Annotated in this window: 25 protein-coding genes, 1 tRNA gene and 1 other RNA gene; 22 read left to right on the top strand and 5 right to left on the bottom strand. The window is 41.8% G+C overall.

The window, feature by feature from the left end:
* Positions 1-2: 2 nt before the first annotated feature.
* The 3 genes from QM968_RS02795 (at position 3) to QM968_RS02785 (ending at position 3,365) form a co-directional block, all read left to right on the top strand.
* Positions 3-875 (top strand): XRE/MutR family transcriptional regulator, encoded by an 873-nt coding sequence (locus QM968_RS02795; protein WP_414382070.1) that lies wholly within the window; start codon positions 3-5, stop codon positions 873-875.
* Between the two features lie 23 nt (positions 876-898).
* Entirely contained in the window at positions 899-2,077 is a 1,179-nt protein-coding gene (locus tag QM968_RS02790) for an MFS transporter (protein WP_414382067.1), read from the top strand.
* A 109-nt stretch (positions 2,078-2,186) separates the two neighbouring features.
* A complete protein-coding gene (locus QM968_RS02785; RefSeq protein ID WP_414382065.1) occupies positions 2,187-3,365 on the top strand; it encodes an MFS transporter in 1,179 nt (392 codons plus the stop codon).
* A gap of 32 nt (positions 3,366-3,397) precedes the next feature.
* Here QM968_RS02785 and QM968_RS02780 read toward each other — a convergent pair whose 3' ends face one another.
* Genes QM968_RS02780 through murT form a run of 3 tightly spaced genes read right to left on the bottom strand, consistent with a single transcriptional unit; the run spans position 3,398 to position 5,829 of the window.
* Positions 3,398-3,688 (bottom strand): lipopolysaccharide assembly LapA domain-containing protein, encoded by a 291-nt coding sequence (locus tag QM968_RS02780; protein WP_048689338.1) that lies wholly within the window; start codon positions 3,686-3,688, stop codon positions 3,398-3,400.
* Between the two features lie 9 nt (positions 3,689-3,697).
* The gene (gene gatD / locus QM968_RS02775; RefSeq protein WP_223355775.1) at positions 3,698-4,486 is read right to left on the bottom strand and encodes a lipid II isoglutaminyl synthase subunit GatD; all 789 of its coding nucleotides are present in this window, start codon (positions 4,484-4,486) and stop codon (positions 3,698-3,700) included.
* Positions 4,486-5,829, bottom strand: a complete 1,344-nt coding sequence (gene murT, locus QM968_RS02770) for a lipid II isoglutaminyl synthase subunit MurT (protein WP_414325241.1) — start codon at positions 5,827-5,829, stop codon at positions 4,486-4,488. The genes gatD and murT overlap by 1 nt, the downstream gene beginning before the upstream one ends.
* Before the next feature lie 103 nt (positions 5,830-5,932).
* Here murT and cdaA point away from each other — a divergent pair, with 103 nt between their 5' ends.
* The 11 genes from cdaA (at position 5,933) to whiA (ending at position 15,362) form a co-directional block, all read left to right on the top strand.
* The gene (gene cdaA, locus QM968_RS02765) at positions 5,933-6,781 is read left to right on the top strand and encodes a diadenylate cyclase CdaA (protein WP_414325242.1); all 849 of its coding nucleotides are present in this window, start codon (positions 5,933-5,935) and stop codon (positions 6,779-6,781) included.
* Positions 6,778-7,527: a YbbR-like domain-containing protein gene (locus QM968_RS02760; RefSeq protein ID WP_414382062.1), complete on the top strand. Its 750-nt coding sequence runs from the start codon at positions 6,778-6,780 to the stop codon at positions 7,525-7,527. Before cdaA ends, QM968_RS02760 begins: the two co-directional genes overlap by 4 nt.
* A gap of 20 nt (positions 7,528-7,547) precedes the next feature.
* A complete protein-coding gene (glmM, locus tag QM968_RS02755; protein ID WP_414382059.1) occupies positions 7,548-8,897 on the top strand; it encodes a phosphoglucosamine mutase in 1,350 nt (449 codons plus the stop codon).
* A gap of 44 nt (positions 8,898-8,941) precedes the next feature.
* Positions 8,942-10,291: an Ig-like domain-containing protein gene (locus QM968_RS02750; protein WP_414382056.1), complete on the top strand. Its 1,350-nt coding sequence runs from the start codon at positions 8,942-8,944 to the stop codon at positions 10,289-10,291.
* A 117-nt stretch (positions 10,292-10,408) separates the two neighbouring features.
* A complete protein-coding gene (locus QM968_RS02745) occupies positions 10,409-10,540 on the top strand; it encodes a DUF4044 domain-containing protein (RefSeq protein ID WP_368404014.1) in 132 nt (43 codons plus the stop codon).
* Positions 10,541-10,573: 33 nt separating this feature from the next.
* Entirely contained in the window at positions 10,574-11,887 is a 1,314-nt protein-coding gene (gene obgE, locus QM968_RS02740; protein ID WP_414382053.1) for a GTPase ObgE, read from the top strand.
* 51 nt (positions 11,888-11,938) lie between these two features.
* Positions 11,939-12,103: a hypothetical protein gene (locus QM968_RS02735; protein ID WP_414382051.1), complete on the top strand. Its 165-nt coding sequence runs from the start codon at positions 11,939-11,941 to the stop codon at positions 12,101-12,103.
* Between the two features lie 18 nt (positions 12,104-12,121).
* Positions 12,122-12,505, top strand: coding sequence for a RidA family protein (locus tag QM968_RS02730; protein ID WP_414382048.1), 384 nt, complete (start codon positions 12,122-12,124; stop codon positions 12,503-12,505).
* 78 nt (positions 12,506-12,583) lie between these two features.
* A complete protein-coding gene (gene rapZ, locus QM968_RS02725) occupies positions 12,584-13,474 on the top strand; it encodes an RNase adapter RapZ (RefSeq protein ID WP_414325254.1) in 891 nt (296 codons plus the stop codon).
* A complete protein-coding gene (locus QM968_RS02720; protein ID WP_247923120.1) occupies positions 13,471-14,448 on the top strand; it encodes a gluconeogenesis factor YvcK family protein in 978 nt (325 codons plus the stop codon). The genes rapZ and QM968_RS02720 overlap by 4 nt, the downstream gene beginning before the upstream one ends.
* A complete protein-coding gene (gene whiA, locus QM968_RS02715; RefSeq protein ID WP_247923121.1) occupies positions 14,445-15,362 on the top strand; it encodes a DNA-binding protein WhiA in 918 nt (305 codons plus the stop codon). The genes QM968_RS02720 and whiA overlap by 4 nt, the downstream gene beginning before the upstream one ends.
* A 22-nt stretch (positions 15,363-15,384) precedes the next feature.
* On the opposite strand, the gene QM968_RS02710 is transcribed toward whiA, so the two are convergent.
* Positions 15,385-16,353, bottom strand: a complete 969-nt coding sequence (locus QM968_RS02710) for an NAD(P)/FAD-dependent oxidoreductase (protein WP_414382044.1) — start codon at positions 16,351-16,353, stop codon at positions 15,385-15,387.
* 174 nt (positions 16,354-16,527) lie between these two features.
* Between QM968_RS02710 and rpsU the strand changes: the two genes are divergently transcribed.
* Positions 16,528-16,704 carry a 30S ribosomal protein S21 gene (gene rpsU, locus QM968_RS02705; RefSeq protein ID WP_000048054.1) on the top strand — a complete coding sequence of 59 codons (177 nt, stop codon included), beginning with the start codon at positions 16,528-16,530 and terminating at the stop codon, positions 16,702-16,704.
* Positions 16,705-16,803: 99 nt separating this feature from the next.
* Here the strand turns inward: rpsU and mscL are convergent, their stop codons facing one another.
* Entirely contained in the window at positions 16,804-17,184 is a 381-nt protein-coding gene (gene mscL, locus QM968_RS02700) for a large conductance mechanosensitive channel protein MscL (protein WP_070589400.1), read from the bottom strand.
* Between the two features lie 216 nt (positions 17,185-17,400).
* Here mscL and dnaG point away from each other — a divergent pair, with 216 nt between their 5' ends.
* The 7 genes from dnaG (at position 17,401) to QM968_RS02665 (ending at position 23,217) form a co-directional block, all read left to right on the top strand.
* Positions 17,401-19,179 (top strand): DNA primase, encoded by a 1,779-nt coding sequence (gene dnaG / locus QM968_RS02695; RefSeq protein ID WP_414382041.1) that lies wholly within the window; start codon positions 17,401-17,403, stop codon positions 19,177-19,179.
* Between the two features lie 2 nt (positions 19,180-19,181).
* Positions 19,182-20,291 carry an RNA polymerase sigma factor RpoD gene (gene rpoD, locus QM968_RS02690; protein WP_009732580.1) on the top strand — a complete coding sequence of 370 codons (1,110 nt, stop codon included), beginning with the start codon at positions 19,182-19,184 and terminating at the stop codon, positions 20,289-20,291.
* Positions 20,292-20,627: 336 nt separating this feature from the next.
* A complete protein-coding gene (locus QM968_RS02685) occupies positions 20,628-20,957 on the top strand; it encodes a metal-sulfur cluster assembly factor (RefSeq protein ID WP_009732581.1) in 330 nt (109 codons plus the stop codon).
* Between the two features lie 193 nt (positions 20,958-21,150).
* On the top strand, positions 21,151-21,858 hold the full coding sequence (locus QM968_RS02680) for an ABC transporter ATP-binding protein (RefSeq protein ID WP_414382038.1): 708 nt from the start codon (positions 21,151-21,153) through the stop codon (positions 21,856-21,858).
* Positions 21,859-21,867: 9 nt separating this feature from the next.
* Positions 21,868-22,668, top strand: coding sequence for a hypothetical protein (locus QM968_RS02675; protein WP_414382035.1), 801 nt, complete (start codon positions 21,868-21,870; stop codon positions 22,666-22,668).
* A 102-nt stretch (positions 22,669-22,770) separates the two neighbouring features.
* Positions 22,771-23,119, top strand: a transfer-messenger RNA (tmRNA) gene (gene ssrA / locus QM968_RS02670).
* Between the two features lie 10 nt (positions 23,120-23,129).
* Positions 23,130-23,217 (top strand) — tRNA-Ser (locus QM968_RS02665).
* Positions 23,218-23,232 lie beyond the last annotated feature (15 nt).

Genomic DNA, 23,232 nt, shown 5'->3' with positions numbered 1-23,232 from the left:
AAATGGAAGATTTAGGCAAAGTTTTTCGTGAATTTCGAATCAGTAAAAATTATTCATTGAAAGAAGCTGCAGGAGAAGCTTGCTCGACCTCCCAGTTATCCCGTTTTGAATTGGGGCAGTCGGATCTGGCTACGTCGCGCTTCTTTGAAATTTTGGACAATATCCATGTGACGATTGAAAATTTTATGGATAAGGCCAGAAATTTCCAACACCATGAGCATGTGGCCTTGATGGCTCAGATTATTCCACTTTACTATGCAAATGATATTGCTGGTTTTCAAAGGCTTCAAGGAGAACAACTTGAAAAGGCTAAACGTTCGACCAATCCCCTTTATTTTGAATTGAACTGGATTTTGTTACAAGGGCTGATTTGCCAGAGAGATGCCAGCTACACGATGAAGCAAAGTGATCTGGAAAAAGTGGCGGACTATCTCTTTCAGACAGAAGAATGGACCATGTATGAGTTGATCCTCTTTGGTAATCTCTATAGCTTTTATGATGTGGATTATGTCACTCGGCTTGGTAGAGAAGTGATGGAGCGGGAAGATTTCTACAAGGAAATTGGTCGCCATCGAAAACTGGTCTTGATTCTAGCCCTCAATTGTTACCAGCATTGTTTAGAACACCGTTCTTTTGAAAGTGCTAGTTATTTTGAGGCCTATGTGGAAAAGATTATCGGCAAGAGCATCAAACTCTACGAGCGCAATGTCTTTCATTACCTCAAGGGATTTGCCCTCTATCAGAAGGGGCAAGAGAAAGAAGGGAGTCAGCAAATGCAAGAGGCTATGCATATTTTTGATGTGCTAGGTCTTCCAGAGCAGGTAGCTTACTATCAAGAACACTTTGATAAATTTGTAAAAAATGAATGTTCCTAAATAGGAGAGATAAAGGAGATTTTATGAACCGACATGCGGTCCAATTAATTAGTCGTGGAGCGATTACCAAAATTGGAAATATGCTCTATGATTATGGGAATAGTGTCTGGCTGGCCTCGATGGGGACTATAGGAAAGACGGTATTAGGGATCTATCAGATTTCTGAGTTAGTGACAGGGATCCTAGTGAATCCTTTTGGAGGGGTGATTTCAGACCGTTTTTCTCGTCGCAAGATTTTGATGACGACCGACTTGGTGTGTGGTCTCCTGTGTTTGGCGATTTCTTTTATCAGAAATGATCGTTGGATGATTGCGGCTCTGATTGTTGCCAATATTGTTCAGGCCATTGCCTTTGGTTTTTCTCGACCTGCCAATAAAGCCATTATTACAGAAGTTGTGGAGAAAGAAGAGATTGTAACCTATAATGCGCACTTGGAGCTGGTTTTACAAGTTGTTAGTGTCAGTTCTCCCGTGTTTTCTTTCCTAGTTCTACAATTTACCAGTCTCCATGCGACCCTCTTACTAGATGCGCTGACCTTTTTCATTGCCTTTGTCCTAGTGGCATTCCTTCCGAAAGAAGAGGCCAAAGTTCAAGAAAAGAAACAGTTCACGGGAAAAGATATTTGTTCGGATATCAAGGATGGATTGCACTATATCTGGCATCAGAAAGACATTTTCTTTCTCTTGTTGGTGGCTTCCGGCGTTAATTTCTTTTTTGCGGCTTTTGAGTTTTTACTTCCATTTTCCAATCGACTATACGGGGGCAAGGGGGCTTATGCGACCATCTTAACATTGGGAGCTATTGGATCTATTCTAGGAGCACTTGTAGCCAATAAAATTACATCAAGTATGAAAATTCTGCTATTTTTACTGATTATGGCAGGTGTAGGAGTGTTCATGATGGGCTTGCCTCTTCCGACTTATCTTTCCTTTTCGGGAAATCTGGTCTGTGAATTTTTTGTGACCATTTTCGACATCCACGTTTTTACTCAAGTGCAAACCAAGGTGGAAGATGATTATCTGGGGAGAGTCTTGAGTACGATTTATACTTTGGCTGTTCTCTTTATGCCCATCGCCAAAGGTTTGATGACTTGGTTGCCAAGTGTCCGAGTAGAATCCTTTCTCCTGATTGGAGCTGGAGTTATTCTCTTTTCACTCTTGGCTCAGCTAGTAGCTAAGCAGCTTCAATCAAAAGAACAGTAGGGATCCTTTTATAAAATTGTAAAACACTAATTTTCCCAAATAGGGGATAAAATGAAAACCTCTTTCATGAACTGATACAATAGTTTCAGAAAATGAAGGAGGTTTTTTTATGAAGCGACATGCAGTCCAATTAATTGCTCGTGGAGCAATCAATCGAATGGGAAATATGCTCTATGATTATGGGAACAGTGTCTGGCTGGCCTCGATGGGGACTATAGGAAAGACAGTATTGGGGATTTATCAGATTTCTGAACTTGTCACCTCTATTTTAGTCAATCCCTTTGGTGGCGTGATCTCAGACCGTTTTTCCCGTCGCAAGATTTTGATGACAACCGACTTGGTTTGTGGTCTCCTTTGTTTAGCGATTTCTTTTATCAGGAACGATCGTTGGATGATTGCAGCCTTGATTGTTGCCAATATTGTCCAGGCCATTGCCTTTGCATTTTCTCGTACGGCCAACAAAGCCATTATCACTGAAGTCGTAGAGAAGGATGAGATTGTGACCTATAATGCACGCTTGGAGTTGGTCTTACAGGTTATTGGTGTTAGCTCACCTGTGTTCTCTTTCCTTGTTTTACAATTTGCCAGTCTTCATGCGACCCTCTTACTAGATGCGCTGACCTTTTTCATCGCCTTTGTCCTAGTGGCATTCCTTCCCAAAGAAGAAGCCAAAGTTCAAGAAAAGAAACGGTTCACGGGAAAAGATATTTTTTCTGATATCAAGGATGGACTGCACTATATCTGGCATCAGAAAGAGATTTTCTTCCTTCTCTTGGTAGCTTCCAGCGTCAATTTCTTTTTTGCAGCTTTTGAGTTTTTACTTCCATTTTCCAATCGACTCTACGGGGTCAAGGGTGCTTATGCGACCATCTTAACTTTGGGCGCTATTGGCTCCATCATCGGAGCCTTGATCGCCAATAAATTTAAATCAAGCATGGAGATGCTTCTCTTCTTATTGATTTTAACAGGAGTGGGAGTATTCATGATGGGCTTGCCCCTTCCTCACCTTCTTTCCTTTTCTGGAAATTTAGTCTGTGAACTCTTTATGACAATTTTTAATATCCACTTTTTTACCCAAGTGCAAACCAAGGTGGAAGGAGACTACCTGGGCAGGGTCTTAAGCACTATTTTTACCCTAGCCATTCTCTTTATGCCCATCGCTAAAGGCTTGATGACTTGGTTGCCAAGTGTCCGCATGGTATCTTTTCTTTTCATTGGAGCTGGAGTTATTCTCTTTTCACTATTAGCACAAGTAGTCGCAAAAAAATTGCATGCAAAAAGTCATTAGAACAACATGAAAAAAGCACCGATTGGTGCTTTTTAGTTTTCGATTTGTTTTATTTTTTCTTCTTTATCACCTGACATCTTTTGTCCTAGTTGTTTTTTCGCAGTTTTTAACTCATGTTTTAATGAGAAATTTTTTGGAAGACTGACTAAGAAAGTCACCAACGATCCGAGAAGGACACAAACCAGAATCAAAATGATGAGAGGCAGTTTAAATTGGACCAGCAAAAAGTTCACAGTCACCGTTTGCATATTGGCCAAGGAAATAATCGCAATAAGCAAGACTGCAATCAGTAGTGCAACATATTGTAGTTTTCGTTTATTCATTTTGTCTCCCTATTCTTCTAATTCAGCCTTGCTTTTCACATCAGTATATTCTTCTGCTTTTTCAAGGCTTAAGATATCATTGTAAGTTGCTAAGACGATGTCTTGTCCATATTTTTTCTTCAGAGCTGTTGTCACCAAGCGATAGGCCAAATTGGCGTTGCGAGAGAGGATAGGACCGTGGAAGTAGCTACCAAAGACGTTTTTGTAATGAACGCCTTCGCACCCATCTTCTTTATTGTTCCCATTTCCGTAGACGACCTTGCCTAGCGGTTTTTCATCCTCTGCCAAGAAGGTCCGACCTTGGTGGTTTTCAAAACCATAGTAGGTCTCGTTGAACTCTTCATTATGGATTTTGATGTCGCCAATATAGCGATTGTTTTCTTGGTTGAGAGTGTAATGTCCCATAATACCAAGGCCCTCAATGCGCTTGCCAGAGGCTTCAATGTAGTACTGGCCTAGAAGTTGAAAGCCACCACAGATAGCAAGGACCACACCATCTTCATCAATAAAGCGTTCGATGTCTTCTTTTTTATCTGGTAGATCTTCTGATACAATGGTCTGTTCGTAGTCTTGACCTCCACCGAAAAAGGCGATATCGTAGGCATCAGGGTCGAACCGGTCTTTGAGAGAGACGATATCCACTGTGACATGGGCTCCAAGTTTTTCCGCAACGTACTTGAGCATGAGGATATTCCCATTGTCCCCGTATGTATTCATCAGATTCCCATAAAGATGGGCAATTCTCAATTCGTATTGGTAGTTTTCCTGATCAGGGGATTGTAGTGAAGTATAGGTCATTAATTCATCTCCTTTTCAATCAGGTGTTCTTGAGCTAGCAATTCACGGAATTCTAGCATGGCCGTATAGGTGGCTAAAATATAGGCGTGAGGGGTTTCCTGTTGCTGGATGCGTTGGAAGACCTCTTTTAATGCTGCCATTTCTGTGATTTTTTCAGCCGGGTAGCCTGTGACCCGGAGTCGCCGAGCGATTTCAGAGTGGCGCACTCCTCCGGCGTTGATCTCTGGGATGTCCATCTGGGTGATTTGCTCAAAGTCCGCATCCCAGATCCAGCTGGTGTCGATCCCATCCGCGTAGTTGGCGTTGAGAAGAACAGACAAGCTGAAGGGATACGGCGCTAGTTTGATCATTTCAATAGCCTGAGTAGCTCCAACTGGATTTTTGATCAGGACTAGGGTACATTCCTTATCCCCAATCTTAAAGGTTTCCTGACGGCCAAAGACAGCGCGGCTGCGATCAAATCCTTGCTTAATGACTTCAGGTTGAACCCCAAAGAATCCAGCAACGGAAACAGCTGCTAAGGCATTGTAGATGTTGTAGAGACCACCGATATTGATGTGGTAGTCTTGGCCTTGGATCCGGAATTGGGAAGAGCGATGGGTTAAAGACAGTAAGTCGGACACGGCATAAGTCAGAGGAGGCCGGTGGAACCCACAGTGTTCACAAACATAGTCACCAAGGTTAGCATAGGTATTGAGCTTGTACTTGAGAATGTTGTGGCAATGCGGGCAGAGGATTCCTTCCGTATTGTAATGGGCTAGTTGTGGCTCTGATTTATCTGTATCAAATCCATAATACTGGATTGGATTGGATAAGGTTTGACTATTAAAGAGCGGACTATCACCATTTAACAAAACTGTTGCAGTTGGAACCTTTTGAATGGCATCCAAAATCATCTGGTAAGTTGTATAGATCTCCCCATAGCGATCCATCTGGTCCCGGAAAATATTGGTGACCACAAACAGGCTGGGCTGGATGTAATCACAAATCCGAGAGAGGCTAGCCTCGTCGATTTCAAGTACCGCAATCGGGCGATTCGATTTCGAATGGTTGGCCCGTAAGAAGGTCGTCGTGATTCCCGAGATCATATTGGCCCCACTTGGATTGGTTAAAATTGGTCCAAAAGCTTCTTGGAGAATGCCAACTGTTAGCGCAGTGGTCAAGGTTTTTCCATTTGTCCCCGTAATCACAACAATCTCATAGTTTTTGGCCAGTTGACTGAGAATATCTTTATCAAATTTAAGGGCTAATTTACCTGGTAGAGTTGATCCACGCCCCATTTTTTCAAGGATAGAGCCGGAAAGTTTACCTGCTAGAACGCCCAAGGTTGTTTTTATCTTCATAAATCATATTTTATCATAAAAAGCATCAGAAGGTTACAGAAAAATCTGTTGAAACATGTTATAATAGGTTGATGTCTTTTAGAGAAGTGGTAGGTATGAGAATATGAATGTTCAACAGTTTACAAATCCACAATTTTGGACCAGTTTGTTCCCGAATTGGTGGAGTATCATTATCAATATCATCGATATTGCCCTGGTAGCTTGGTTGTTGTATTTTTTGATCAAGGCTATTGTGGGGACCAAGATCATGATTTTGGTGCGTGGTGTCATTATCTTTTTCCTGGTTCAGTTTTTAGCTAATTTCTTAGGTCTAACCACCATTTCGTGGTTGATTAATCAAGTCATTACTTATGGGGTCATTGCTCTGGTTGTGATTTTTTCCCCCGAGATTCGAGTTGGCTTGGAGCGACTGGGGCGTGCAACAGAATTCTTTATGACGAGTGAAGTTAGTCAGGAAGAAAAGATGGTACAGGCCTATGTCAAGGCAGTAGCTTATATGAGCCCACGTAAGATTGGAGCCTTGGTAGCCATTCAGGGAGCTAGAACTCTTCAAGAATATATTTCTACAGGGATTCCTTTAGAAGCTGATATTTCAGGAGAGTTATTAATCAATATTTTTATTCCCAATACGCCTCTACATGATGGAGCCGTCATTGTCCGTAATGACAAAATTGCCGTTTCATGTGCCTACCTACCCTTGACAGAAAACACTGGAATTTCAAAAGAATTTGGTACCCGACACCGCGCAGCGATCGGCTTGTCTGAAGTTTCTGATGCCTTTACATTTGTAGTATCAGAAGAAACGGGTGGCATCTCTGTAACCTACAATGGAACCTTCCGTCATGATTTGAGCTTAGAAGAGTTTGAAACTGAATTGAGAGCCTTCTTGGTTCCTGAAGAGAATAAACCGAATAGTTGGAAAGAACGTCTATTTGGGAGGGTCACAAAATGAGATCAAAAAAAGAATTTCTTTATGTTTTCGCCTCCGTCTTGTTGTCCTTTATTTTGTTTATCAATGCGTCTTCTTTTAATTATCAAAATAATAGTAGCGCCAGGCAAGTTAGTTCAGAAACCTACACCAATACCTTGACCAATATTCCGATTGATGCTAAATATAATGACAACAAGTACTTTGTTAGCGGGTTAACATCAGAGGTAACGGTCTTTCTGAAAGGGTCAAATCGAGTGGCTCTTGCTAGTGAGATGCAACCGGGGACTCGGAAGTTTCGGGTAGTAGCGGATCTTCGCAAGGTCAAGGAAGGCACTGTCGAAGTTCCTTTGATTGTGGAAGATCTTCCGGCTGGGTTGACAGCAACCGTAGAGCCTCAGAAAGTTTCTGTAAAAATCGGGAAGAAAGCGAAAAAAACATTTGCTGTCAGAGCCTCGATTCCAGAAAATCAAATTGTTAATGGAATCACAGTAACGGATATTTCTCTGGAAACCACTAAAGTAGAAGTGACGAGTGATCAAGAAACCTTGAGTCGCATTGATCATGTCCAAGCAGTCTTCCCATCCAGTGAGGTCATCAGTGGAAATTATAGTGGAACTCTTTCCTTAAATCCAGTAGATGTTCAAGGAGATGGTCTACCTGGCTTGGTCAATCCGAGTGAAACACGGATTCAAGTAACCACAAAGACTAGTTCGTCTACGTCAAGCTCCAGCAGCTCGTCGTCGACTTCCTCCAGTTCAAGTAATTAGAAAGAAAAAAGGTGAAAAGAATGGGTAAATATTTTGGAACGGACGGTGTCCGTGGAGAAGCGAATGTAGAGTTAACACCAGAATTGGCCTTTAAGTTGGGCCGTTTTGGAGGCTATGTATTAAGTCAACATGAAGAAGAAACTCCTTTAGTGTTTGTTGGGCGTGATACCCGTATTTCTGGTGAATTGCTAGAGCATGCCTTGATTGCGGGCTTGTTATCAGTTGGTATTCGCGTCTATAAGTTGGGTGTGATTGCAACACCAGGAGTTTCCTACTTAGTTCGTACTGAAAAAGCTAGCGCTGGAGTGATGATCTCTGCTAGTCACAATCCGGCATTGGATAATGGAATTAAATTCTTTGGAGGCGATGGTTTCAAATTGGATGACGATCGTGAACTAGAAATTGAAGCCTTGCTTGATGCTACAGAAGATACTCTTCCTCGTCCAAGTGCGCACGGTTTAGGAACAGTGATGGAATATCCAGAAGGCTTGCGTAAGTATCAAGAATTCCTTGTATCGACAGGGGTGCAATTAGAAGGCATGCACGTGGTCTTGGATACAGCAAATGGTGCTGCCTCTACCAGTGCTCGTCAAATCTTTGCAGATTTAGGAGCTCACTTGACGGTTATCGGTGAAAATCCAGATGGTTTGAATATCAATGACGGGGTCGGTTCGACACATCCAGAGCATTTGCAAGAAAAAGTGAAAGAAGTGGGCGCAGCGATTGGTCTTGCCTTTGACGGAGATAGCGATCGATTGATTGCTGTGGATGAAAATGGAGAGATCGTAGATGGCGATAAGATCATGTACATCATCGGTTCGTATCTTTCAAGCAAAGGCTTACTCGAGAAAAATACGATCGTTACAACTGTCATGTCCAATCTCGGTTTCCACAAGGCATTAGATGCGAAGGGGATTCAAAAAGAAATCACAGCTGTTGGAGACCGTTATGTGGTCGAAGAAATGCGAAAATCTGGGTATAACCTTGGTGGGGAACAGTCCGGTCATGTAGTCATCATGGATTACAACACGACCGGCGATGGTCAATTAACAGGCGTTCAATTGACCAAAATCATGCAAGAAACTGGTAAGAAATTATCTGAATTAGCCGCTGAAGTAACGATTTACCCGCAAAAACTCGTTAATATTCGCGTTGAAAATAGTATGAAAGACAAGGCTATGGAAGTTCCAGCCATCCGTGAAATCATTGAAAAAATGGAAGCGGAGATGGCAGGAAATGGTCGCATCCTTGTTCGCCCTAGTGGTACTGAACCACTGCTTCGTGTCATGGCAGAAGCTCCTACCGACCAAGAAGTCGATTACTATGTGGATACCATTGCAGCAGTTGTTCAAGCAGAAATTGGTCTTTAAATCTATAAAAATAGCTCGCAAACAGGCGAGCAGAGGAGGAAGTTATGAAACAGGTCCGTCAAATTGTATGGTCACTTGTCTTAGTGCTAACGGTTGTATTTGCAAGTGCTTTTACTAAAACCATTCAGGCCGCAGAAGTCTCGTCTTATACACAGACAGCAAGCTTAACGAAAGATGGTAATCCTTTAACGAATGGGAGCAAGGTGTTGACGAATGAAAAATTGTCAGCAAGCATTTCTTTGACCTTCCCTGATTCGCAAGCCATTCAAGCTGGTGATACTTTAACACTTAGCTTACCAAAAGAATTAACCCTCTACACAGCATTGGAATTCAATGTTCTTGAGGAAGGCCAATCAAATGGTCAAACTGTGGGGAAAGCTGTCGTTGATACAGGTAAGAAAACAGTGACAGTTACTTTTAATGATTATTTCGAATCTCATCCACTCAATAAACGAGTTGCCTTGCATTTTGATGTAAAAGTAGACTCCGAAGTGGTAACTAAAACCTCCCCAATCCAATTTAAATTAGGGAATACGGACTTTTCATTGAATTATGAAAAGACAGATGGGGAAGCTGGAGAATACGAGATGAAATACGGCTACCAAGATAAGTCTTATCCGACCATTGTCAAATGGCGTATTCTCTTAAATGCTCGTCAAGATATCCTCCGTGGAATGGTCATTAAAGACCAATTCGGAGATGGTTTAACATTGGTTGAAGGTAGCCTACGTGCTGTTCGGTATAATCCTGTAGCAGGTGGGATTAAGAACGAAGCACAGATTTTAAATCTTCCAGTTCTTGATAACTTTACTAAAAAAGCGGTCTTCGAAAAGAATGCAGATGGCAAAATTACTGGCTTTACCATTAATTTTGGAGATAACTACAACTGGCCAATGTATATCGAATATTCGACCAAAGTAGCTCCTGGTACAAAAGTAGGTGATCTTGTTCATAATACGCTAACATGGACAGCAACTAATTTCCCGGCACCACGTAGTTTAACCCGCGAAGTGAGATTAGAATCAGGATCTGGCGAAGGATTAGGTGAGAAAGAACAAACCCCACCGACCCCAGATCCAGAGCCATCTAAACCACAACCAGATCCAAAACCGCAACCGGATCCAAAACCAGATCCAGAGCCATCTAAACCACAACCAGATCCAAAACCAAGTCCGAATCCAGATCCAAAATCATCAACCTCATCATCTTCATCAAGTTCTAGCTCTTCATCAAGCTCATCATCAACTTCTGTCAAAGAAGAAGAAGCTCCAAAACCTGGTAAGAAAAAAGTTCTTCCAAGTACAGGTGAGAAGATGACACCGGTTGTTCTTGTGATGGGTGTCTTACTGGCAGTTCTTTCTGTTAGTGTTTTACGAGTAAGAAAAGATTCCTAAATCTATCCATAAAAGATCAGACGTTTGTCTGGTCTTTTTGTGTAGGCTCGATTTGAAAAATCCCCTATTTCGTGGTAAAATAGGGCTAATGAATTTATAGTAATCGAGGTAGTAGCAGTGGCTTTTGGAGATAACGGAAAACGTAAAAAAACAGTATTTGAAATGATCACCATGGTGGTTATTGTGATCATGTTGATTGTCACCGTTGGTGCAATCTTTGCAACAGCAATTGGCGCTCTTTCTTATTAAAGCGCGCACAGAAATAAAGGAAATCTTTAATTTATGAGTATGTTTTTAGATACAGCCAAGATTAAGGTCAAGGCTGGAAATGGCGGCGATGGCATGGTGGCCTTTCGCCGTGAAAAATATGTCCCTAATGGCGGACCTTGGGGTGGTGATGGAGGCCGTGGCGGGAATGTCATTTTCGTTGTAGACGAAGGCTTGCGCACACTGATGGACTTCCGCTATAACCGACATTTTAAAGCCCAAAATGGGGAAAAAGGGATGACCAAAGGGATGCACGGACGGGGAGCAGAAGATCTCTATGTACGAGTACCGCAAGGAACGACAGTCCGAGATGCTGAGACTGGTAAGGTCATTACCGACTTGGTTGAAAATGGACAGGAGTATATTGTAGCCCATGGTGGACGTGGCGGACGTGGAAATATTCGATTTGCTACTCCAAAGAATCCAGCTCCTGAGATTTCAGAAAATGGGGAACCAGGTCAGGAACGAGAACTCGAATTAGAACTCAAGGTATTAGCAGACGTTGGTTTAGTTGGCTTCCCATCAGTCGGGAAATCAACTCTTCTGAGTGTCATTACTTCTGCCAAACCAAAAATTGGGGCCTATCATTTTACAACCATCGTGCCAAACTTGGGTATGGTTCGGACACCTTCAGGTGAATCCTTTGCAGTTGCAGACCTTCCTGGATTGATCGAAGGAGCTAGCCAAGGAGTGGGACTAGGCACCCAGTTCCTTCGCCATATCGAGCGTACCCGTGTTATCTTGCATGTTATTGATATGTCAGCCAGTGAAGGACGCGATCCTTATGAAGATTATGTTCAAATCAATAAAGAGCTTGAAACCTATAATCTTCGCTTGATGGAACGTCCGCAGATCATCGTGGCGAATAAGATGGATATGCCAGAGAGCCAGGAAAATTTGAAAGAGTTCAAGAAAAAATTGGCGGCCAACTACGACGAGTTTGATGATCTGCCACAGATCTTCCCGATCTCTAGTTTGGCGCATCAAGGTTTAGACAATTTGTTAGATGCAACGGCAGAATTGTTAGACAAAACACCAGAATTCCTCTTGTATTCAGAAGACGACATGGCCCAAGAAGAAGTTTACTACGGCTTTGATGAGGACCAACCAGCCTTCGAGATCAATCGCGATGACGATGCTTCTTGGATCTTGTCAGGTGACAAGCTAGAGAAGCTCTTCAATATGACCAATTTTGATCGCGATGAGTCTGTCATGAAATTTGCGCGTCAATTGCGTGGAATGGGTGTCGATGAAGCTCTCCGCGCGCGTGGAGCTAAAGACGGTGATATCGTTCGAATCGGTAAATTTGAATTTGAGTTTGTAGATTAAGGATGATCCCGAGCGAATGAAGGATTCCAAATAAGAAATGAGGCTTTTTCAGTGGGAGATAAACCGATCTCTTTTCGAGATGAAAATGGAAATTTTGTTTCAGCAGCTGATGTTTGGAATGCTGAAAAACTAGAAGAACTTTTTAATACGCTAAATCCTAAGCGCAAAATGCGCTTACTGAGGGAAAAAGCAGCAAAAGAAAACCAGCAGAAGTAAATAGACTTGGAGAATACTATGGCAAAAACAATTCATACGGATAAAGCACCTGCTGCAATTGGACCTTATGTTCAAGGAAAAATTGTAGGCAATCTTCTCTTCGCAAGCGGTCAGGTTCCCTTATCGCCTGAAACAGGGGAAATCATTGGTCAAACCATCCAAGAGCAAACAAAACAAGTTCTCAAAAATATTGCTGCTATTTTGGAAGAGGCCGGAACAGACTTTGACCATGTGGTGAAAACCACTTGTTTCCTGAGTGATATGAATGACTTTGTACCTTTTAACGAAGTGTATCAAACAGTCTTTACCACTGAGTTTCCAGCTCGATCTGCTGTTGAAGTAGCTCGCCTGCCACGTGATGTGAAGGTTGAAATTGAAGTTATTGCGGAAATCAATGCCTAATAACGATTCAAAGACAAAAAAACAGAGTGGAGACCAGGAAACTGTAAGGCCACTCTGTTTTATTTATGGGAGTAGAAAATGACAAAAAGTAAGATTCAACTGGTTATGGTAACGGGGATGAGCGGTGCAGGCAAGACCGTCGCCATCCAATCTTTTGAGGATTTAGGTTACTTTACCATCGACAATATGCCACCAGCGCTGTTACTAAAATTTATTGAGCTCATGCGCCTCAGCCCAGATAACAATAAATTAGCCGTTGTTGTGGATATGCGCAGCCGTTCCTTTTTTAATGAAATTCGTACGATTTTGGACGAATTAGACAACCAAGAAGACCTCGATTTTAAGGTGTTGTTTTTGGATGCCACGGACAGTGAGTTGGTAGCGCGGTATAAGGAAACCCGTCGAAGTCACCCACTAGCGGCAGATGGTCGTGTCTTGGATGGGATTACGTTAGAGCGAGAGCTCTTGTCTCCTTTGAAAAATATTAGTCAAAATGTGGTGGACACGACTGAGTTGACGCCCCGTAATCTGAGAAAAACCATCGCCGAACAATTTGCCAGTCAAGATAATCAGCCAGATTTTCGGGTTGAGGTTATGTCATTTGGTTTTAAATATGGCCTTCCGATTGATGCCGACTTGGTCTTTGACGTGCGTTTTCTTCCCAATCCTTATTACAAGTTAGAACTTCGTAATTTAACAGGTCAAGATCCGGCTGTCTATGATTATGTCATGGATCACCCTGAATCAGAGGACTTTTACCGTCATCTCCATGACCTGATCCTTCCTATTTTACCGTCTTACAAACGAGAAGGAAAATCTGTTCTCACCATCGCTATGGGCTGTACCGGAGGGCAACACCGTTCAGTTGCCTTTGCCGAACGTTTAGCGCATGATTTAGAAAAAAATTGGCAGGTCAATTGCAGTCATAGAGACAAGGACAGACGGAAAGAAACGGTGAATCGCTCATGAGAAAACCAAAAGTAACCGTTATTGGAGGAGGGACAGGGATTTCTGTTATTTTAGATAGCCTGAGAAAGAAACCTGTCGACATCACGGCCATTGTAACCGTTGCAGATGATGGTGGGAGTTCAGGTGAATTGCGGAAGAATATCCAAAAATTGACACCACCTGGAGATCTTCGAAATGTGCTGGTTGCCATGTCAGATATGCCTCGTTTTTATGAAAAGGTCTTTCAATACCGCTTTGCAGACGATGATGGGCCTTTGGCTGGCCACCCTTTGGGAAATTTGATCATTGCAGGAATTTCAGAGATGCAAGGTTCAACCTACAACGCCATGCAATTATTGACCAAGTTTTTCCATACAACGGGAAAGATCTACCCTTCCAGTGATAGTCCCTTGACCCTTCATGCCGTCTTTCAAGACGGAAAAGAAGTGATAGGGGAGAGTCAAATTGCCAACTACACTGGTATGATTGATCATGTCTATGTGACCAATACCTTTGATCAAGAGCGTCCAAGAGCTAGTAAAAAAGTGGTGGAAGCGATTCTTGAAAGTGATATGGTGGTCTTGGGGCCTGGATCGCTCTTTACCTCAATTCTTCCCAATTTGATGATTGATGAGATTGGAGCCGCTATCCTTGAAACCAAAGCCCAAGTAGCCTATGTTTGCAATATCATGACCCAAAGAGGGGAGACAGAACACTTCACGGATAGTGACCATGTGGCTGTCCTTCACAAACACTTGGGAGACAAGTTTATTGATACAGTTCTTGTCAATATCAATCAGGTTCCTACGACTTATATGAATAGCAATAAATTTGATGAGTACTTGGTGCAGGTAGAGCATGATTTTAAAGGCTTGCGAGAGCAAGTGCCTCAAGTGATTTCTTCCGATTTCTTAAAGCTGGTCAACGGGGGAGCTTTTCATGATGGTGAAAAAGTAGTAGAAGAACTGATGCAGATCGTGCAGGTGATAAAATGAGTTTTACGATTCGCGTCAAAGAAGAATTATTGTCTCTCAAGCGATTTGAAAAGAGTGAGTTGGCTGCCATTATCAAAATGTCTGGAAGCCTCGGCATATCAATGGGGGGCTTGACGCTCTCAGTGACGACAGAAAATGCCAAGATCGCTCGCCATATCTATGAGTTGTTGCATCATTTTTATGAAGCCAAGTCGGATATTCGTCACCACCAAAAAACCAATTTGAAAAAAAATCGTGTCTACACGGTATTCTTGGATGAAAAGGTGGAAGAGATTCTAGCTGACTTACATTTGGCAGATGCCTTCTTTGGAATCGAGACAGGAATTGATGCCAGTGTTTTAGAAGATGAAGTAGCGAGTCGTGCTTATCTTCGGGGAGCTTTTTTGTCGAGTGGTTCCATCATGGATCCTGAAAAAGGAAAATACCAGTTGGAAATCCATTCTGTCTACACGGATCACGCGGAAGGAATTGCCCTTCTTATGCAAGGCTTTCTGCTAGATGCCAAAACCATTGAGCGTAAAAAGGGTGTGGTAACCTATCTTCAACGAGCGGAAGATATCATTGATTTTTTGATTGTGGTAGAGGCTATGGAAGCTATGCAAGAATTTGAAGCTATCAAGGTCATGAGAGAGACGCGCAATGATCTCAATCGGGCCAATAATGCTGAGATGGCCAATATCCAGCGAACGGTTACAGCTAGTATGAAAACCATCAATAATATTAGTAAAATCATGGATACGGTCGGCTTAGGAAGTTTACCAAGTGACCTGCAAGAGGTTGCCTATATCCGGATGAACCATCCAGATTATTCCATCCAGCAGATCGCAGATAGTTTGCAACAACCTATTTCAAAAAGTGGCGTCAATCACCGCTTGCGTAAGATCAATAAGATCGCAGACGATTTAGACAAATAAAAAAGGCCAAAGGCCTTTTTTATTATAAACTGGTTGAGTGTGTTGGTTGGACTTTCTTATCTGGATAAATGTAGTTGATGGCATTGTTGACAGCTGTTGGAGCTTCCCCCAGACCTGTAGCGATGAGATCGATCTTTCCTTCGTAGAAGCAACAGTCTCCACAGGCATAAATTCCAGGAAGGCTAGTTTCTTGTTTTTGGTTCACCTTGATTTTATGCCGCTGCAATTCTAGCCCCCATTCTTTCAAGTTCCCGATAGAAGATTTAAAACCATAGTTAACAAACAAATGATCTATTGGAATCATTTCTGTTTCATCAGATTTGACTTTGGTGATTTCTAGATGAGTGGCCTGTCCATTTTCTCCAATCAAGCGACTTGGAACAAAGGGTGTTTTAATCTGCACGGAAGAATGTTTCAATTCCTCCACGCTGTGTTCGAGGGCGCGGAAGTTATCTCTTCGGTGAATGATCGTAGTCGGAGCAATCTTTTCAAAAGCAAGGGCCCAGTCGACTGCAGAGTCCCCGCCTCCAAGGACAGTTACCTGCTGTCCTTGGTATTGTTGGATGTTTGAAACGTGGTAGTGAACATTTTCAAAGTTTTCAGCCCCTTCAATGTCAAGGGTACGTGGCTTAAAGGCTCCACCACCCATGGCAATCACAATTGCTTTTGACAGATGCTGTTGGCGAGAAGTAGTGATAGTGAAAATATCGTCCTCTTTTTGAATCCCCTCTACGGTTTCATTGAGGAAGATCGGAGTGTCGAATCCTTTCACTTGCTCGATCAAATGGTCACTCAACTCTTGACCTGTTAAATTCGTAAATCCAGGGACATCAAGAATGTTTTTTTCTGGATAGAGGATAGCTGGTTGCCCTCCCAATTGTGGCAGGGAATCAATTAGTTTGACTTTTACTTGGCGCAAATTACCATAAAAAGCAGCAAAGAGACCAACTGGTCCGCCCCCAACAATGGTAATATCATAAATTTCTGACATGTTGTCTCCTTCATGGTTTTCTTTGTTTCCATTGTAACATAAAATGCAAGGAATGAAAAAGTTGGAAAGCACAAAAAATGAATGGGGATAGTAGAAAAGTTTCAAAAGATATTGACAGGATCTTTCAAGTGTGATAAAATAATTAAGATTTTAGGCTTGAAGGGAGTGAAAAACATGTCAAAAACAGTAGTACGTAAGAATGAATCTCTTGACGATGCTCTTCGTCGTTTCAAACGCGCGGTTACTAAAGCTGGTACTCTTCAAGAAACACGCAAACGTGAATTCTATGAAAAACCTTCTGTAAAACGTAAACGTAAATCAGAAGCAGCTCGTAAACGTAAAAAATTCTAATTGAATACAGAAACAGACTTCGGTCTGTTTTTTGTTTTTCTAGAAAATTGAAGACAAAAAAATCCGACCTTCTTCTAGAAGATCGGATTTTTTATCTCTTTATTTGTTTGCAAGCAAGTCGCGGATTTCAGTAAGCAACTCTTCTTGAGTAGGAGCAGCAGCTTCTTCTTCAGCAGCTTCCTCTTTTTTACCAAGGTTTTGAGCTTTCTCTGCAGCTTTCACTACGAAGAAAAGAACAGTACCAACAACAAGGAAGTTGATCACAGCGCTCAAGAAGCTACCGTAAGCAACACCGTTCCATGACAATTGTGCAATATTTTGAACACGAGCAGCTTTCAAAGCTGGGTTCAAAATAAGTGGAGTAATGATATCGTTAACAAATGATGTTACGATAGCTCCAAATGCAGCTCCGATAACGACTGCAACAGCAAGGTCAACAATATTCCCACGAAGGAGAAAATCTTTCAAATCTTTTAACATATCCTAAATATGTCCTTTCATAATAATTTTTTACTATGATAGTATAACGGAAAATAGTTAGACTGACAAGAAATATGCACAATTTTTTTAAAAATTAGTGATAAAGGGTGAAAATCTTTTCTTTTATGTGTGAAATCAGTAGGAAAAAATTTACTTTTACTAACTTTTAGTATAAAATATAAAGTGATAATCTATGGTAAAATGGAGGCACTGTTTATGGTTGAAAAAGAGCTAATTGCAGAGATTAAAAACAGTGTAAACATTGTCGAAGTGATTGGCGAGGTCGTTTCCCTGACCAAGGCTGGTCGTAATTTTTTAGGCCTTTGTCCTTTTCATGGAGAAAAGACTCCGTCCTTTAATGTTGTTGAAGACAAGCAATTTTACCATTGTTTCGGTTGTGGTCGCTCTGGGGATGTCTTTAAATTTATTGAAGACTATCGGGGAGTTGCCTTTATGGATGCAGTCCAGATTGTAGCAGAAAAAGCAGGCATTGCGCTTCAGTATCAGGCAAGGCCAAGTCAACAAGTGCAAACCAATCCCAATCAAGAACTCTATGACATTCATAAGGAAGCTAGCAAGTTCTATCAAGCCATTCTGATGACGACAAAGATGGGGGAAGAAGCGAGACGCTATCTGCATGAACGGGGGTTGACCGATGAAGTCATCCGACATTTTCAATTGGGACTAGCACCAGCAGAAGGGAACTACCTCTATCGCAATCTATCCGAGAAGTTTTCTGAAAAGGTTATAACCGATTCGGGTTTGTTTACTATATCAGATGCTGGAACAGTTTTTGATGCTTTTCAGGATCGGATCATGTTTCCTCTGACGGATGATAGCGGACGAGTCATTGCTTTTTCTGGTAGGTTATGGAAAAAGATGGATGATGGGAGTCATCAAGCCAAGTACAAGAATAGTCGTAGTACCCGTCTCTTTAATAAAAGTTATGAACTCTATCATTTAGATCAAGCTAAGACTAGTGCAAAAAAACAGCATGAAATGTATGTCATGGAAGGCTTTATGGATGTCATTGCGGCTTATCGAGCTGGTATTGAAAATGCAGTCGCCTCTATGGGGACAGCATTGACACCGGAGCACGTCCAGCATCTGTCTCGTTTCGCAAAAAAAGTCATTCTGACCTATGATGGAGATAAAGCTGGACTTGAAGCGACAACTAAGGCCTTGGAGCTTTTGCAGGATCTGGAACTAGAGATTGTCCGTATTCCGGATCAGATGGACCCAGATGAGTATCTCAAAAAGACTTCCCCAGATGATCTAGCAGGACTCTTAAAGAATTCTCGGATCAGTAAGGTGGAATTCTTGATGCATTACTGGAAGCCCCAGTATATTGAAAATCTGCAAGCACAGATTGAATTTGTTGAAAAGATGGCGCCTATGATTGCTCAGACGCGCTCCATCACAGCACAAAATACCTATATCTATAAACTGGCTGATTTATTACCAGATTTTGATTATTTGCAGATTGAGCAGATTGTTAATAATAGTCGCTTGCATCAACGACAAGAGGCTCAAACGAGTGGGCGAGCAAAAACGTCGAATTTTTCAGTAGATTTCTTGCCGAATCGTGGGATGACGCGCTTGATCAAGGCAGAAAATCATTTGTTGAGCAGGATGAAGGATTTTCCCATGGTGCTGAATGATTATCGTTTACGACCTGATTTTTCCTTCGATACACCGGAGCTTCAGATCTTGTATCAATTGCTCTGTCAAAATGGGGAAGTTACTTCGCAGGATTTGTCCGAGCAAGCCGAAGGGGTCCAGCATGCCTGGTACCGTATGTTAGAAGAAGATTTACCAGAAGAGATAGCGGATGGTGAACTCGAAGAAGTAGAAGCGACAAGAACTCGTGAGCTCCTTCGTAAAGAAAGTCAACAAATTGGAAATAAAGTGAAAGAAGCTTCCTCAACTGGGGATGCGGAAACAGCTTTATTGGAACTCGAGCGCTTGATCGCTCAAAAAAGAAGAATGGAGTAGGAATGGCTAAAGAACAAAAAGATATTACAACATTGGACGTTCAAATTGCAGAATTTATCCGTAGCCACAAGCAAAGCGGGACTGCAACAGATGATGAAATTAATGACAAGTTGGTTATTCCTTTCACACTGGATGCAGACGGAATTGAAGATCTCTTGCAACGGATTCAGGATGCAGGGATTTCAATCACAGATAAAGAAGGAAATCCAAGTGCCCGGGTCTTAAACAACGAAGAAGAACCAGAACTGTCAGATGAGGAATTGCTTGGAAGCAACTCTGCCAAGGTTAATGACCCAGTACGGATGTATTTGAAAGAAATTGGGGTCGTTCCTCTTTTGACCAATGAAGAAGAACAAGAATTGGCCATCTTGGTGGAACAAGGAGACTTGGAAGCTAAGCAACGTTTGGCAGAAGCCAACCTTCGTTTGGTTGTTTCCATTGCGAAACGTTATGTTGGACGTGGGATGCAATTCTTAGATTTGATCCAAGAAGGAAATATGGGCTTGATGAAGGCCGTTGATAAGTTTGACTATACCAAAGGATTTAAATTCTCTACTTATGCAACTTGGTGGATCCGTCAGGCTATCACTCGTGCTATTGCAGACCAAGCTCGTACCATTCGGATCCCTGTTCACATGGTGGAAACTATTAACAAGTTGGTCCGTGAACAACGCAATCTCTTGCAAGAATTGGGACAAGATCCAACACCTGAACAAATTGCTGAACGTATGGATATGACACCAGACAAGGTGCGTGAAATCTTGAAGATTGCTCAAGAGCCTGTGTCTCTCGAAACTCCAATCGGGGAAGAAGACGATAGCCATTTGGGAGATTTCATCGAAGACGAAGTGATTGAAAATCCAGTAGATTACACCACTCGTGTAGTACTACGTGAACAGTTGGATGAAGTCCTTGATACTTTGACAGATCGGGAAGAAAACGTGCTTCGTCTCCGTTTCGGTTTGGATGATGGAAAAATGCGGACCTTGGAAGATGTGGGCAAAGTCTTTAACGTGACCCGTGAACGGATCCGTCAGATCGAAGCCAAAGCCCTCCGCAAACTCCGCCACCCAAGCAGAAGCAAACCATTGCGTGACTTTATTGAGGATTAAAAAGGTCCGGTGGACCTTTTTAACGGTCGCCTAGAAATGAAGAAGCGACCCAGGTCCGGTGGACCTTTTTAACGGTCGCCTAGAAATGAAGAAGCGACCCAGGTCCAGTGGACATTTTTAACGGTCGCCAAGAAATGAAAAAGCGACCTAGGTCCGGGGGACATTTTTAACGGTCGCCAAGAAATGAAAAAGCGACCCAGGTCCTGTGGACCTTTTTAATCCGAGCCAAGAAATTCAAAAGCGATGCTGGTCTGAGGGACCTTTTTAACGGCCACCTAGAAATGAAGAAGCGACCTAGGTCTGGCGAGAGTAAACTAGTAAAAAAGGAAGTGTCATATGGCTTATACAACTGAGCAAATTGAAGAAATTAAAAATAAAATCTTAAATGCTTTGGAAGAGGTAATCGATCCTGAGCTTGGGATTGACATTGTCAATTTAGGTCTTGTCTACGAGATCCATTTTGATGGTGAAACCGGAGCAACCATTATCGATATGACCTTAACGACCATGGGATGCCCATTGGCTGATCTGCTAACAGATCAAATCCATGATGTTTTGACCGAAGTCGAAGAAGTGACATCAGTGGATGTTAAGCTCGTCTGGTATCCAGCTTGGACGGTTGAAAAGATGAGTCGTTATGCACGGATTGCTCTCGGCATTAGTTAAAACCTTCTCCAATCGATAGGGGATTATCTTTTAGACTAACAAGAGGTTGGGAATGTTCCCAACCTCTTGTTTGTTTAAACAGGCAATTGATTCAGAATGAGTGCGTACAAATTCTTTGCAAATTTTCAGATAAAGTTGCAAACATTAAAAGGGAACGGTATAATAACATAAATAGAACATTAAGGAGATTTACATGAATCAATATCCTTTGGTCTACTTGGACCATGTGACAAAGAATTATGGGCACGAAGTTGCTCTTATGGATGTTAGTTTGAACATCCAACCTGGCCGTATTATTGGGCTTTTAGGCCCAAATGGTAGTGGCAAAACAACTATCATTAAATTGATTAATGGTTTGTTGCAACCAAGTCTTGGTAATATTTATATTCATGGACAATTGCCATCCCCAGCGTCTAAAAGAGTTATTTCTTATTTACCAGATACAACTTATTTGAACGAAAATATGAAAATTAACGATGCCATTCGTTATTTTCAAGATTTTTATGCTGATTTTAATGTCCAACGTGCTTATCAATTGCTCAATGACTTACACTTGCTTCCAAATCAAAAATTGAATAGCCTTTCAAAAGGAAACAAGGAAAAAGTGCAATTGATTTTGGTGATGAGCCGTGAAGCTGACTTGTATGTTCTCGATGAACCAATCGGTGGGGTTGACCCAGCAGCGCGTGATTATATTTTGCGGACCATTATTCAGAATAGACGTCCAAATTCTTCTGTCTTGATCTCTACTCACTTGATTGCTGATATTGAGCAAGTTTTGGATGAGGCTATTTTCATCAACCAAGGAAGAATCCTCTTGCATGAAAATACGACTGTTTTACGCAATCAACACGGAAAATCAATCGATGAGATCTTCCGTGATCAATTCCGTGTTTATTAGGAGGACCCCATGTTTGGTAAATTATTAAAATACGAATTTAAATCAACAGCGAAATGGTATTTGTTGATGACTTTGATTGTCCTAGGTTTATCAGTTCTAGTAGGTGTCATTGGTGGAAGTAATGCATCAAATGCCAACTTCTTGGAAAACCAAATGCTGGAAACGATTATTGGGATTCTTTTTATTCTCATTTTTGGGATTTTGATTGTTCTCTTTCTCAGTAACTACTATATTATTATCCGTCGTTTCTATACGAACTTATATGGACGTGAGGGATATTTGACTTGGACCCTTCCAGCCAGTCCCCATGCGATTCTCTTGTCTAAATTTTTGGGAGCTTGGATAGCGAGCATTTACTGCTTTGTTCTTCTCTATATCTGTGGTATAGTGGCTTTGTTAGTCATGGGTTCTGTAACAGGTGAAGATCTTTCTCTTATTTGGGATAACTACCTTTCTATCTTGAGCCATTCTTTTACCCTATGGCAAATCGTCTGGATAATGGTTACAACAGCTTCAGGAATTTTGATGTTTTATGTATCGATTGCGCTTGGTCAACTCTTCCAAAATCGTCGTGGTCTTAAAGCGATTTTATTTGGTTTTCTATTGTGGGTTGTTTTAAGTATCATCGGTACAATTGTCAATCCTTTTAGAGATTTAGAAAACATATTTAATCTAATCGGTACGATGTCTAGTACTACCGATGATTTTGGAATTGACTTCATCCCAGGACTCATCTATGAAGCGATTAAAATTGTTTCTATGTACTTCACGGTTCACTATATCAGCAAGTATAAGTTGAATCTTCAATAATGATAGCTAATTGGACAAGGTTCTTTCTTCAGAAGGCTTCCTTGTTCAATTTTTTCTTTTGCATTTTTAACTAGATTTTGATATACTAATGGTATTCGTTTTGGGGTCGTTACGGATTCGACAGGCATTATGAGGCATATTTTGCAACTCATCTAGCGGATGTAAAACGCCAGTTAAATATAACTGCAAAAAATAATAATTCTTACGCTTTAGCTGCCTAAACACCAGCAGGCGTGACCCGATTCGAATCGCTCGTGTTTGATGACAGGTCTTTATTTTAGCGAGATACGATCTAACTTTGTCTAGGAGTTAGATAAGAGAGTGATAGACTCGCAGGTACAGGGCTTGAGTTATGTGTCATGTAGCTGTTAAAATAAGACATAACCTATGGTTGTAGACAAATATGCTGGCAGGTGTTTGGACGTGGGTTCGACTCCCACCGGCTCCATATTTTTATTCATGGAAGATTACTCAAGAGGCTTAAGAGGCCGTGTTGGAAACGCGGTAGGCGTGTAAAAGCGTGCGTGGGTTCGAATCCCATGTCTTCCGTTGTTGAGACATCAT

It is taken from the genome of Streptococcus sp. OMI870 (assembly GCF_047460295.1).
Lineage (GTDB): Bacteria > Bacillota > Bacilli > Lactobacillales > Streptococcaceae > Streptococcus.
The sequence above is the reverse complement of the archived record's forward strand: the minus strand, read 5'-3'. Positions and strand labels throughout refer to the sequence as shown.

Coding starts and splice junctions, on each gene's coding strand:
- QM968_RS02795 (WP_414382070.1), top strand. CDS start 3: ATGGAAGATTTAGGCAAAGTTTTTCGTGAATTTCGAATCAGTAAAAAT.
- murT (WP_414325241.1), bottom strand. CDS start 5,829: ATGAAGATAAAAACAACCTTGGGCGTTCTAGCAGGTAAACTTTCCGGC.
- QM968_RS02685 (WP_009732581.1), top strand. CDS start 20,628: ATGGCTTATACAACTGAGCAAATTGAAGAAATTAAAAATAAAATCTTA.
- QM968_RS02680 (WP_414382038.1), top strand. CDS start 21,151: ATGAATCAATATCCTTTGGTCTACTTGGACCATGTGACAAAGAATTAT.
- QM968_RS02780 (WP_048689338.1), bottom strand. CDS start 3,688: ATGAATAAACGAAAACTACAATATGTTGCACTACTGATTGCAGTCTTG.
- QM968_RS02730 (WP_414382048.1), top strand. CDS start 12,122: ATGGCAAAAACAATTCATACGGATAAAGCACCTGCTGCAATTGGACCT.
- gatD (WP_223355775.1), bottom strand. CDS start 4,486: ATGACCTATACTTCACTACAATCCCCTGATCAGGAAAACTACCAATAC.
- QM968_RS02790 (WP_414382067.1), top strand. CDS start 899: ATGAACCGACATGCGGTCCAATTAATTAGTCGTGGAGCGATTACCAAA.
- rpoD (WP_009732580.1), top strand. CDS start 19,182: ATGGCTAAAGAACAAAAAGATATTACAACATTGGACGTTCAAATTGCA.
- rpsU (WP_000048054.1), top strand. CDS start 16,528: ATGTCAAAAACAGTAGTACGTAAGAATGAATCTCTTGACGATGCTCTT.
- obgE (WP_414382053.1), top strand. CDS start 10,574: ATGAGTATGTTTTTAGATACAGCCAAGATTAAGGTCAAGGCTGGAAAT.
- QM968_RS02710 (WP_414382044.1), bottom strand. CDS start 16,353: ATGTCAGAAATTTATGATATTACCATTGTTGGGGGCGGACCAGTTGGT.
- QM968_RS02675 (WP_414382035.1), top strand. CDS start 21,868: ATGTTTGGTAAATTATTAAAATACGAATTTAAATCAACAGCGAAATGG.
- mscL (WP_070589400.1), bottom strand. CDS start 17,184: ATGTTAAAAGATTTGAAAGATTTTCTCCTTCGTGGGAATATTGTTGAC.
- rapZ (WP_414325254.1), top strand. CDS start 12,584: ATGACAAAAAGTAAGATTCAACTGGTTATGGTAACGGGGATGAGCGGT.
- QM968_RS02785 (WP_414382065.1), top strand. CDS start 2,187: ATGAAGCGACATGCAGTCCAATTAATTGCTCGTGGAGCAATCAATCGA.
- dnaG (WP_414382041.1), top strand. CDS start 17,401: ATGGTTGAAAAAGAGCTAATTGCAGAGATTAAAAACAGTGTAAACATT.
- QM968_RS02720 (WP_247923120.1), top strand. CDS start 13,471: ATGAGAAAACCAAAAGTAACCGTTATTGGAGGAGGGACAGGGATTTCT.
- cdaA (WP_414325242.1), top strand. CDS start 5,933: ATGAATGTTCAACAGTTTACAAATCCACAATTTTGGACCAGTTTGTTC.
- glmM (WP_414382059.1), top strand. CDS start 7,548: ATGGGTAAATATTTTGGAACGGACGGTGTCCGTGGAGAAGCGAATGTA.
- QM968_RS02750 (WP_414382056.1), top strand. CDS start 8,942: ATGAAACAGGTCCGTCAAATTGTATGGTCACTTGTCTTAGTGCTAACG.
- whiA (WP_247923121.1), top strand. CDS start 14,445: ATGAGTTTTACGATTCGCGTCAAAGAAGAATTATTGTCTCTCAAGCGA.
- QM968_RS02760 (WP_414382062.1), top strand. CDS start 6,778: ATGAGATCAAAAAAAGAATTTCTTTATGTTTTCGCCTCCGTCTTGTTG.